This is a genomic window from Campylobacter sp. RM9331 (assembly GCF_020137685.1).
Lineage (GTDB): Bacteria > Campylobacterota > Campylobacteria > Campylobacterales > Campylobacteraceae > Campylobacter_E.
In genome coordinates this window covers 1-10,699 of record NZ_JACGBA010000031.1, presented here as the reverse complement: position 1 = coordinate 10,699, position 10,699 = coordinate 1, and the positions used below count along the sequence as shown (strand labels likewise).

Below are 10,699 nucleotides of genomic sequence, written 5' to 3'. Positions count from 1 at the left end.
CGTGTAAATATCCACAAATTGACCCTAATATGGGAGTTTTAATAGGGCTTAAGGCTTTTGGAGCTGCTGTTTTAGGTGGTATTGGTAGCGTTGGCGGAGCTGTTCTTGGTGGGCTTATAATTGGATTTTGCGAAGTTTTAATAGTAGCTTTTGTGCCTGATTTAGCAGGGTTTAAAGATGGTTTTGCATTTATATTCTTAGTATTTGTTTTATTGTTTAAACCAACAGGAATTATGGGACAAGATTATGAAAGGAGTAGATTTTAATGAAAAATATATTTTCAATAATCATTTTAATCTTAGCAGTTTTAAGCATTTTTGCGGCTCAATATTGCTTGAGTGATTATGCTTTAAGAACTTTTATAAATATTAGTATTTTTATAATCTTGGCAGTATCTTATAATCTAATCAATGGTGTAACAGGGCAATTTAGCCTAGAGCCTAATGGTTTTGTAGCAGTTGGTGCTTATATTACGGCTTTATTATTGCTTGATATTGAAGCTAAGCAAGATCAATTTAGCTTATTAGACCCGCATCCATTTATTTTATCATTTCATACTGATAGCTTTTTTATAGCTTTATTAGCGGGTGGTTTTGGTGCTTTGGTTTTATCTTTAATCTTAAGTTTTGCTGTTTTTCGTGTAAGGGGAGATTATTTAGCTATCGTTACGCTTGGATTTGGGATAATTATTAAATTAATTGCACTTAATTTCGCAGCTTTTACAAACGGAGTGCAAGGGTTAAATGAAATTCCAAAACCGAATAATTTTTTATATATAGTTGGAATTATTACTATTATTAGCGTTATTTTAATACTTAATATCATTTATTCAAAATATGGCAGAGCAATGAAGGCTGTAAGAGATGATGAAGATGCAGCTTTAGCTATGGGGATTAATACTTTTAGGATTAAGACTTTAGCTTTTGGGACTAGTGCTTTTTTAGAAGGTGTAGCAGGTGGGCTTTTAGCTTGTTATATCACAAGTGTTACGCCTGAACAATTTGACTTTTTATTTACATTTCAATTATTAATTATCATAGTTTTAGGCGGATTAGGAAGCACTACAGGAGCAATTATTGGAGCTATTTTAGTAATTGGTGGAAGTGAGTGGCTTAGATTTTTAGATGAACCTATGAATATTTTTGGTTATGAGACAAAAGGTTTGCCAGGACTTAGAATGCTTGTGTTTTCTATCATATTAATTTTAGTAATGCTATTTGCAAGGCGTGGGATTTTTGGCGATAAGGAGCTAAGCGATATTATTTTTAAAAGGTTTAAAAAATGATTTTAGAGCTTAAGAATATTGATAAGAATTTTGGTGGAGTAAAGGCTATAAATAATGCAAATCTTAGCGTTAAAAAAGGTGAAGTTTTTGGACTTATTGGACCTAATGGAGCAGGGAAAACTACTTTATTTAATATAATTTCAGGAGCTTATAAACCAAGTTCGGGTGAGATTATTTTTGATAATAAAAACATTACAAATCTAAATCAATTAGAAATCACAAAATTAGGCATTGCAAGGACTTTTCAAAATATTAGATTATTTTCATCTATGAGTGTGCTTGAGAATGTTTTAATAGGGCTAAATTGTAGTATTAATTACAATATTTTTGAAGCGTTTTTGCATATTGCAAGATATAAAAAGGCTGAAAAACAAGCAAGAGAAGAAGCGATAAAAATACTAAATACTCTTAAAATCTCTCATTTAGCTAATGCAAAATCAACCGAATTAAGTTATGGAGAACAAAGAAAATTAGAAATAGCAAGAGCATTAGCACTAAAGCCAAAATTATTATTACTTGATGAGCCTGTAGCAGGAATGAATGGGACTGAGAGCAATGAATTAGCAGATATTATAACTACTCTTAAAAAAGAGCTTAGTATAGTGTTGATTGAGCATGATATGAAGTTTGTAAATAGCTTATGTGATAGGGTTTTAGTGCTTGATTATGGTAAGAGTATTTTCTTAGGCTCACCAAAAGAAGCAGTTAATAATAATGAAGTAATTAAAGCATATTTAGGAGATTTTTAATGTTAAAGGTTAAAAACTTAAGCGTTCATTATGGCTTGATTAAAGCTGTTGATAATATTAGTTTTCATATAAACTCAGGAGAAATCGTAAGTATAGTAGGCAGTAACGGGGCTGGTAAAACTAGCACTTTAAATGCGATTTTGAATATTCCTAAGCGTAGTGGGGAGATTAATTTTTTAGGTTATGAAATAGAAAGGCATAAAACTCATACTCTAGTTCAAAAAGGAATTAGCCTTGTGCCAGAAGGAAGAAGGGTTTTTTCAAATCTTAGCATAGAAGATAATCTTAAAATGGGGGCGTTTTATAATGCTGATAATTACGAGCATTTAAAAGAGCAAATGTATAGATTATTCCCACGCTTAAAGCAAAAAAACAATACCTTAGCAAGGAATTTAAGCGGCGGAGAAGCACAAATGTTAGCAATCTCAAGAGCTTTAATGGGAGAGCCAAAATTACTTATGTTAGATGAACCAAGTCTAGGACTTGCACCTAAGATTGTAGGAGAAGTTTTTGAGATAATTAAGGTTTTAAAAAATGAAGGAATTACTATTTTATTAGTAGAGCAAAACGCCCAACAAGCATTAAAAATAAGCGATAGGGCTTATGTTTTAGAAAATGGTAAAATCGTTTTAGAAGGCAAAGGAATTGACCTTGCAAATGATGATAATATTCGCAAAAAATATTTAGGAATTTAAATATAAAATCGGAATTAATTTTTCGGTTTTATATTTTAATATGATTTATTTTAGCCTTGTTATAAATTAATATTTATATATGAGATTTTATAATGATTATTTTTTTAGTATAAATATATTTTTATTATTTAACTTAGGAATTTAATTCTACTTATGTTTTAGCATTATCAATAAATATCAAGATGATTTTAAGTAAGATTTTATATAATCACTTTTATCTAAAATGAAAGTGTGTGATGAAAAATAAGAATTTAATTTACCAACTAGAAGGAAAACCCCCGTTTTTTGTAGCACTTCCTTTGGGAATGCAGCATGTTCTTGCTATGTTTACAGGAAATTTAGCCCCCATTTTGATAATTATAGGGGTGTTAAATAGTACGAGTATTGTAATATCCACGCAAGAAAGTATCAGTTTAATCCAATCAGCTATGCTAGCTTCTGGTATAGTAACTCTTCTGCAACTTTATCCAATCAAATATAAAAATATCCAAATAGGTGCTAATCTTCCAATAGTTATGGGGACTACATTTGCTTTTGTGCCAACAGCTATAAGTGTTGCAAATACTTATGGTTTTAGTGCAATTTTAGCTTCTTCTCTTATAGGCAGTATAATTACTATATTTATTGGTTTTGCTTACAAATATATCACAAAGATTTTATCTGAATTAGTAATAGGTGTTGTATTAATTGCAATCGGCATTAATTTATTAGATGTAGGTGTTAATTATTGTGCGGGTGGTTTAGCTGCTAAAAAAATGGGAACTTATGGGGATATTATTAATTTATGTTTATCTTTTAGCACTTTTGCAATCATTATTGCTATTCAACGATTTGCAAAGGGTATCTTTAAAGTTTCAGCTATTTTAATAGGTCTTGTTGTGGGATATTTTTTAGCTTATATGGTAGGTAGAGTAGATACTAGTATTATTAGCGAAGCAAGTTGGTTTAGCTTGCCTATTCCAATTATTTTAATTAATGAATTTCATTTTGAACTAGCCCCTATTGTAAGTGCCATTATCGTTTATATAATCACAAGTTTAGAAACTATTGGAAATGTTAATGGAATTACCGTAGCAGCTTTTAATAGGTGTGCTAAAGAAAAAGAAATCAGTGGAGCTATTTTAGCAGATGGTGTTGGTTGTATGGTGGCTAGTTTGTTAAATGCTTTACCTAATACAGCTTATGGTCAAAATGCAGGAATAATAGCAATGACAAAAATTATAAATAAATATTGCATAGCTTTAGGTGCTTTTTTTATTATAGTATCAGCTTTTATTCCTAAATTAGGAGCTGTTTTTAGGACTATTCCAGATAGTGTTTTAGGGGGTGCAGTTATTATGATTTTTGCTATGATTTTGATAAATGGTATTAAGATTGTAGCTTATGCTGGATTTAGCAACAAAAATGTAATGATATTAGGTATTACTTTTGGTCTTGGGTATGGGTTTGGAGTCCATCCTGAAATTACTAGTAATTTGCCAGGTTATATAAGTTGGGTTTTTAAAGATAGCATAGTAGGAGTTTGTGTAATTTCTATGATAGCTTCTTTAATTTTTGCAAAAGATAAATAAGGGTGAGTATGAAAGAAGAATTTAAAACGATAGGTAAAAGTGAAACAAGATGGGATGCTTACGCTAAAGTTACAGGTAAAGCAATTTATACTGCTGATATTCCTACTAAGAAAAAGTTTTATGCAAGAATAGTAAGATCTAGCATAGCACATGGATATGTTAAAAGTTTTGATTTTAGCGAAGCTTTAAAGGTTGATGGGGTTATTAAAATTTTAACTTATAAAGATATGCCAAAAACTAAGTTTGCAACCGCAGGTCATCCATTTGGACTAGACCCAAAGACTAGAGATAGGTATGATAGAACCATTTTAACAGAGCATGTTAGATTATTTGGAGATGAAATAGCAGCTGTTATTGCAACCACTGATTTAGCTGCAAAAATTGCTGTAAGTAAGGTAAAGGTTGAATATGATGAGCTTCCTTTTTATCTAACCCCACAAGAAGCAATGCAAGAAGGGGCTGCGAAAATTCATGAGGATTTAGATAGCAATATAATGGCTCATACTATTAGTAAAGTTGGAGATGTAGAATCGGCTTTAGCTAATAGCGATTATGTTTTTAGTGATACATTTAAAGTTCCTTTACAGCAACATTGCCATATGGAAAATCAGATTGCTTATGCTTATAAAGACCAAGATAATCGTTATGTGGTAGTAAGTTCAACTCAAATTCCACATATTTTAAGAAGAATTTTAGGCGAAGTTTTTGAAAAACATTGGAGTTATTTTAGAGTAATAAAACCTTTTGTTGGTGGTGGTTTTGGTAATAAACAAGAAGTAACAATAGAGCCACTTTGCGTTGCTTTATCTATGGCTATGGGTGGAGAAATTGTTCAAATTGCACTTGATAGAGAAGAAAGTATCGCATATACAAGAACAAGACACGAAATGGAATATAAAGCAAAAATGGGTATTAGTAAAGATGGCTTTATAAATGCTTTAGATATAGAAGTATTATCAAATAAAGGAGCTTACGCATCTCATACTCATTCGGTTGGTATTAAAGGTGGTGGAGTTTTATTATCTTTATATAATATTCCTAACTTTAGATATGACATTAAAACCGTTCATACAAATATAGCAACAGCTGGGGCTATGAGAGGATATGGAGTTCCACAGGTTATGTTTTTTATAGAAAGTTTTATGGAAAATGTAGCTAGAAAAATGGGTTTTGATTCTATTAGTTTTAGAGAAAAAAATATAGTAGGAAATGATGTTTTAAATCCACTAAATCAAGTTATTCAAAAATCAGCTAAATTAAAAGAATGTATTGAGGTTGCTAAAGAGAAATTTAATTACTATGAAAAACAAAAAGCCTGTAAAGAATTTAAACACCCTTATAAAAAGCGTGGGGTAGGGCTTGCAACCTTTACTTATACAACAGGTGTTTATCCAAAGGGCTTAGAAACAGCAGCAGCTAGAGTAATACTAAATCAAGACGCACATATTAAACTAATGCTAGGTTCAACTGAAATCGGACAAGGTTCTGATACGGTTTTAGCTCAAATGGCAGCAGAAGTTTTAAGTATTCCTTATGATTGGGTTATAGTTGATGCGAATACTGATACAGATACAGCTCCATTTGATACAGGAGCTTATGCTTCAAGACAAAGCTATGTAACAGGGCTTGCAGTAAAAGAAGCTGCTTTAAAATTAAAAACAAAAATATTAAAAGCAGCAGCGAGATTAAAAGATGTTGATTTTGCAAATCTTGATTTAGAAAATGCAAATATTGTTTTTAAGAATAAAGAAGTTTTAATGAGTTTGGCTGATTTTGCTTTACACACTACTTATGATTGGCAAAAGGCTAAAAGTTTATCGGCATTTGCAAGTGTAAATTGCCATACAAATTCTTATAGTTATGGTATTACTATGGCTATGGTTGAAGTTGATATGAATACAGGAAAAATAGAGATATTAGATATTTTAAATGTTCATGATGCTGGTAAGGTATTAAATCCACTTTTAGCAAGCTCTCAAGTAGAAGGTGGAATGGGAATGGCAATTCCTTATGCTTTATTAGAAGAATTAAAATATGACAAAAAAACAGGTAAGATTTTAAATAATAATCTTTTAGATTATAAAGTTCCAACTGCACTTGATGTTCCTGATTTAGATGTTAGTTTTGTTGATAATTATGACCCTTATGGTCCATTTGGTAATAAGTCTTTAGGTGAACCTCCTATGTGTTCTCCTGCACCTGCTATTAGAAATGCAGTGCTTGATGCTACAAATATAGAGTTTAATCAAATTCCAATAACACCAGAAAGATTTTTTCAAGCTAAGGATAAAGAATGTATTATTTAAGTAATTACACGGAAGCAAAAAGCGTTAATGAAGCTAGTAGGCTATTAAAAACTATAGATGATTCGGTATTAATTGCAGGCGGAACTGATATTTTAATTAAACTTAGAAGTTTGGATAAAAAATATGCAAATAAGCATTTAATAGGAATTAATACTTTAAAAGAATTAAAAACCATAACAATTGATGATGAGTTTATTCATATAGGCGCATTATGCACTTTTGATGATATAGAAAATAATGAAATTATAAAAAATAATTTAACAAATCTAAAACAAGCAGCTGCTCTAGTTGGTGGCCCGCAAATTAGAAATATGGCTACAATAGGTGGAAATATTTGCAATGGCGCAACTTCTGCTGATAGTGCTTCAAGTCTTTTTACTCTTGATGCGATTTTGGTTATTTACAATGAAGACACACGCAAAGAAATTGCTATAAATGATTTTTATATCAGTTCTGGTGTTGTTAAATTAGAAAAAGGAGATATTTTAACAAGTATTAAAATTCCTAAAAAATCTTTTAATGGTTATGTTAGTAAATATATAAAATTTGCTCAAAGAAATGCTATGGATATAGCTACAATTGGAGTTAGTGTTATGTTAAAAACTAATAATGATGAGATAATTGATTTAAAATTAGCTTACGGAGTGGCTGCTCCTACTCCTATTAGAGCTAAAGAAAGTGAAAAATTAGCAAAAGGTTTAAAATTAACTAAAGATAATATTGAAAAAATTGCTAATAATATTTTAAATGAAACAAAGGCAAGAGATTCTTGGAGAGCTTCTAAAGATTTTAGAAATAATCTTTTAACAACGCTTACAAAAAGAGCTATTTATGAATTAATAGGAAAAAATTATGAAAATTAAAACTTATATAAATGATAAATTTTATGAATTACACATTGACCCTAGAATGTCATTGCTTGAATTAATAAGAAATGTATTGCAACTAAGTGGAACTAAAGAAGGCTGTAGTGTTGGTGAATGTGGAGCTTGTGCTGTTTTAGTTGATGGTAAAAATGTAAATAGCTGTATTTATTTAGCAGCTTGGGCTGATGGTAAAAAAATAACTACTATAGAAGGTTTAACCCCTTTTGATGGCTTAAGTCTTTTACAAGAAAATTTTGTAAAAAATGGAGCTGTTCAGTGTGGATTTTGCACTCCTGGGTTTATTATTTCATCAACTGCTTTGCTTAGTAAAAATAAAATGCCTACTAAGTTTGAAATAAGGCGAGGGGTGTCTGGTAATCTATGTCGTTGCACAGGATATAAAAAAATCTTTCAAGCCATAGAAGATACTGCAAATAATGCTAAATGAAGCTTTAGATATTAAATATAAAGACAAAATTGCGATTATAGGCTCTGGTGGGAAGACCACTTTTGCTTATAATCTAGCTAAACAAAATCAAGATAAAATCACAATTCTTACAACAAGTACAAAAATGTATGAAGTAAAAGATATAAATTTTAATAATCTATATAATCAAACAAGTATTACAAATCTTAAAAAAGGCGTTAATTTATGTGGAAAAATTATTGACAATAAAGTAAATGCTTTAGATGATTTTAGTGATTTTTATAAAAATTGTGATTTGTTTATATATGAAGCTGATGGAGCTAAGGAATTGCCTTATAAAGTTTGGAAAAATAATGAGCCTGTTATTTTAGAAAATACCAATAAAATAATAGGAATTATTCCACTTCATTTATTAAATTATCAATTAAATGAGAATTTCATTCATAGGTTTGATGATTTTTTGAAAGTATTTGAAGTGAGTAAAAATGATGTTTTAAGTATTGATTTAATAGAAAAAATTTGTTTAAAAATGTTTGAAAATATTAGTTTAAATTCTGATAATTTTATTTTTTTTAATAGATGTGATGATTTAAAAGTATTAAATGAACTTGCAAAAAGATTAAAAAATTTTAGATTATTAGCTGGTTTTTTAAAAGAAGAAAAATATATAAGGCTTAATTTTTGAAAGGAATTTGTATTATTTTAGCAGCTGGATATTCAAGAAGGCTTGGTTTAAATAAATCATTTTTAAAATATAAAAATACTTATTTTATTGATTTGATTATTCAAAAAACTTTAGAGCTTAATATGGATATTAAAATAGTTGCTAATGAGAATAATTACGAGTATTTAAAGACAAATTATAAAGATTTTAATGTGGTTTTAAATGCCTTTAATAAGGGTCAAAATACAAGTATAAAAATAGCTTTAAATAATGTTTTAGATTATGATTACGCCATATTTTTACCGATTGATCAAATATTTTTAAAAACTAATTCAATAAAAACTATCATTTCAAAATATAAAGAAAATTATATTGTTGTTCCTAGATTTAATAATATTAATTCCTTGCCTACTATTTTTGATAAAAAATATTTTAAAGAATTGTGCGAATTAGATAATGATAGTGGTGGAAGAGTGCTAATTCAAAAATATAAAGATAAAGTAATTTTTGTTGATTTATATGATGAATTAGAAGGAAAAGATATAGATACTAAAGAAGATTTAAGGTTGATTGATGAGTGAATTTATAATTATTAGAGGAGCGGGTGATATTGCTAGCGGTATTGCTGCTAGGCTTTTTAGAGCAGGCTTTAAGATACTTTTATTAGAATGTTTAAAACCAAGTTCAATTAGAACAAAAGTTTGTTTTTCTCAAGCAGTTTATGATAAAACTTGTGAAATAGAAGGTATAAAAGCGAAGTTAGTTAATAAAGATGAGATTTTAGATTGTAAGGATTTTATCCCTATTATAATTGATGAGAATTTAGATATTTTAAATTATATAAAACCAAGGGCTTTAATTGATTCAATTTTAGCTAAAAGGAATTTAGGAACAAATATTAATATGGCTCCTGTTGTGATTGCTATTGGACCTGGATTTTGTGCTGGAATTGACGCTCACGCTGTAATTGAGAGTAATCGCGGCCATAATTTAGGCAAGGTTATTTTAAGTGGTTTTACTGAAGAAAATACAGGAATTCCTGCTGAAGTAAAAGGAATTGGAGCAAAAAGAGTAATCTATGCAAACGATAATGGAATCTTTAAAGCTATTGCTAAAATAGGTGATATTGTAAAAGAAGAAGAAATTATTGCATATATTGATAATACACCTGTTAAAGCTAGTATAAGTGGGCTTTTAAGAGGTATTATTAATGATAATTTTGAAGTAGTAAAGGGTCTTAAAATTGCAGATATTGACCCAAGAATTAGTGAATATGAAAATTGCTTTAGTATTTCAGATAAGGCTAGGAGCATAGGTGGTGGGGTTCTTGAAGCTTTGATGTATTTTGAAAATAGGAATAAAAATGGATGAATTGATAATAAAAGAAATATATAAAAGATGTGAGAAAAATGAAAAAATTGCCTTAATAACTCTTACAAAATCAAGTGGTAGCACTCCTAGAAATGCAGGTTCTATGATGGCTTTATTTAGCGATGGCACAAGCATTGGAAGTATAGGTGGTGGTAAATTAGAATTTGAAGTTTTAAAAGAAGCTAAAGAATGTTTAGAAAATAATAAAAGTAAAATTTTTAATCACGAATTAACACCGAATGGAGACTTAAAAATGCAGTGTGGCGGGCTTGCGAGTGGTTATATAAAAATTATTAATCAAAAAGCAAAATTAATAATATGTGGAGCAGGACATATTGGTAAAGAAATACTATTTTTATCAAAATATTTAGGTTTTTATTCCATTTTAATTGATGATAGACAAGATTATTTGCAAGGTTTAGCAAATGAAGAATATTTTAGCAATTATGAAGATTTGAGTTTTTTAGATATTGATGATAATACTTATGTAATTATTGTTACAAAATCTCATTTAGATGATTATAAATGCTTAAAAAATGTAATAGATAAAAATACAAAATATGTTGGTGTTATTGGAAGTAAAACTAAACATAAATTCATTAAAGATGAGCTGATTAAAGATAATTTTAGTGCCGAATTATTTAATAAAATTTATGCTCCAATAGGTTTAGACATTGCAAATCAGGAGCCAAGAGAAATTGCGTTTAGTATTTTAAGTGAGATTTTACTTATCAAAAATCAAGGTAAATTAGCACATAAAAAAAA

12 protein-coding genes are annotated in these 10,699 nt (G+C 29.2%); all 12 read left to right on the top strand.

The features are described 5' to 3' along the window. The coding region (locus AVBRAN9331_RS09430; protein ID WP_442862300.1) for an ABC transporter permease subunit at positions 1 to 266 on the top strand (266 nt) is incomplete at its 5' end. Further along, the gene (locus AVBRAN9331_RS09425) at positions 266 to 1,285 is read left to right on the top strand and encodes a branched-chain amino acid ABC transporter permease (RefSeq protein WP_214150221.1); all 1,020 of its coding nucleotides are present in this window, start codon (positions 266 to 268) and stop codon (positions 1,283 to 1,285) included. The genes AVBRAN9331_RS09430 and AVBRAN9331_RS09425, both read left to right, overlap by 1 nt. After that, entirely contained in the window at positions 1,282 to 2,034 is a 753-nt protein-coding gene (locus tag AVBRAN9331_RS09420; RefSeq protein ID WP_214118849.1) for an ABC transporter ATP-binding protein, read from the top strand. Before AVBRAN9331_RS09425 ends, AVBRAN9331_RS09420 begins: the two co-directional genes overlap by 4 nt. After that, positions 2,034 to 2,729 (top strand): ABC transporter ATP-binding protein, encoded by a 696-nt coding sequence (locus AVBRAN9331_RS09415; protein WP_336612896.1) that lies wholly within the window; start codon positions 2,034 to 2,036, stop codon positions 2,727 to 2,729. The genes AVBRAN9331_RS09420 and AVBRAN9331_RS09415 overlap by 1 nt, the downstream gene beginning before the upstream one ends. 236 nt (positions 2,730 to 2,965) lie before the next feature. Continuing rightward, on the top strand, positions 2,966 to 4,300 hold the full coding sequence (locus AVBRAN9331_RS09410; protein ID WP_214118853.1) for a uracil-xanthine permease family protein: 1,335 nt from the start codon (positions 2,966 to 2,968) through the stop codon (positions 4,298 to 4,300). Positions 4,301 to 4,308: 8 nt separating this feature from the next. Continuing rightward, positions 4,309 to 6,606 (top strand): xanthine dehydrogenase subunit XdhA, encoded by a 2,298-nt coding sequence (gene xdhA / locus AVBRAN9331_RS09405; RefSeq protein WP_214150223.1) that lies wholly within the window; start codon positions 4,309 to 4,311, stop codon positions 6,604 to 6,606. Then, positions 6,594 to 7,469 (top strand): xanthine dehydrogenase subunit XdhB, encoded by an 876-nt coding sequence (gene xdhB, locus AVBRAN9331_RS09400; protein WP_239802931.1) that lies wholly within the window; start codon positions 6,594 to 6,596, stop codon positions 7,467 to 7,469. Before xdhA ends, xdhB begins: the two co-directional genes overlap by 13 nt. Beyond that, a complete protein-coding gene (locus AVBRAN9331_RS09395; protein WP_214118859.1) occupies positions 7,459 to 7,920 on the top strand; it encodes a (2Fe-2S)-binding protein in 462 nt (153 codons plus the stop codon). Before xdhB ends, AVBRAN9331_RS09395 begins: the two co-directional genes overlap by 11 nt. Beyond that, on the top strand, positions 7,910 to 8,584 hold the full coding sequence (gene yqeC, locus AVBRAN9331_RS09390; protein WP_336612895.1) for a selenium cofactor biosynthesis protein YqeC: 675 nt from the start codon (positions 7,910 to 7,912) through the stop codon (positions 8,582 to 8,584). Before AVBRAN9331_RS09395 ends, yqeC begins: the two co-directional genes overlap by 11 nt. Beyond that, positions 8,581 to 9,144, top strand: coding sequence for an NTP transferase domain-containing protein (locus tag AVBRAN9331_RS09385; protein WP_214150225.1), 564 nt, complete (start codon positions 8,581 to 8,583; stop codon positions 9,142 to 9,144). The genes yqeC and AVBRAN9331_RS09385 overlap by 4 nt, the downstream gene beginning before the upstream one ends. Further along, positions 9,137 to 9,934: a selenium-dependent molybdenum cofactor biosynthesis protein YqeB gene (gene yqeB, locus AVBRAN9331_RS09380; protein ID WP_336612894.1), complete on the top strand. Its 798-nt coding sequence runs from the start codon at positions 9,137 to 9,139 to the stop codon at positions 9,932 to 9,934. Before AVBRAN9331_RS09385 ends, yqeB begins: the two co-directional genes overlap by 8 nt. Then, on the top strand, positions 9,927 to 10,699 hold a 773-nt coding region (locus tag AVBRAN9331_RS09375; RefSeq protein ID WP_336612893.1), incomplete at its 3' end, for an XdhC family protein. The genes yqeB and AVBRAN9331_RS09375, both read left to right, overlap by 8 nt.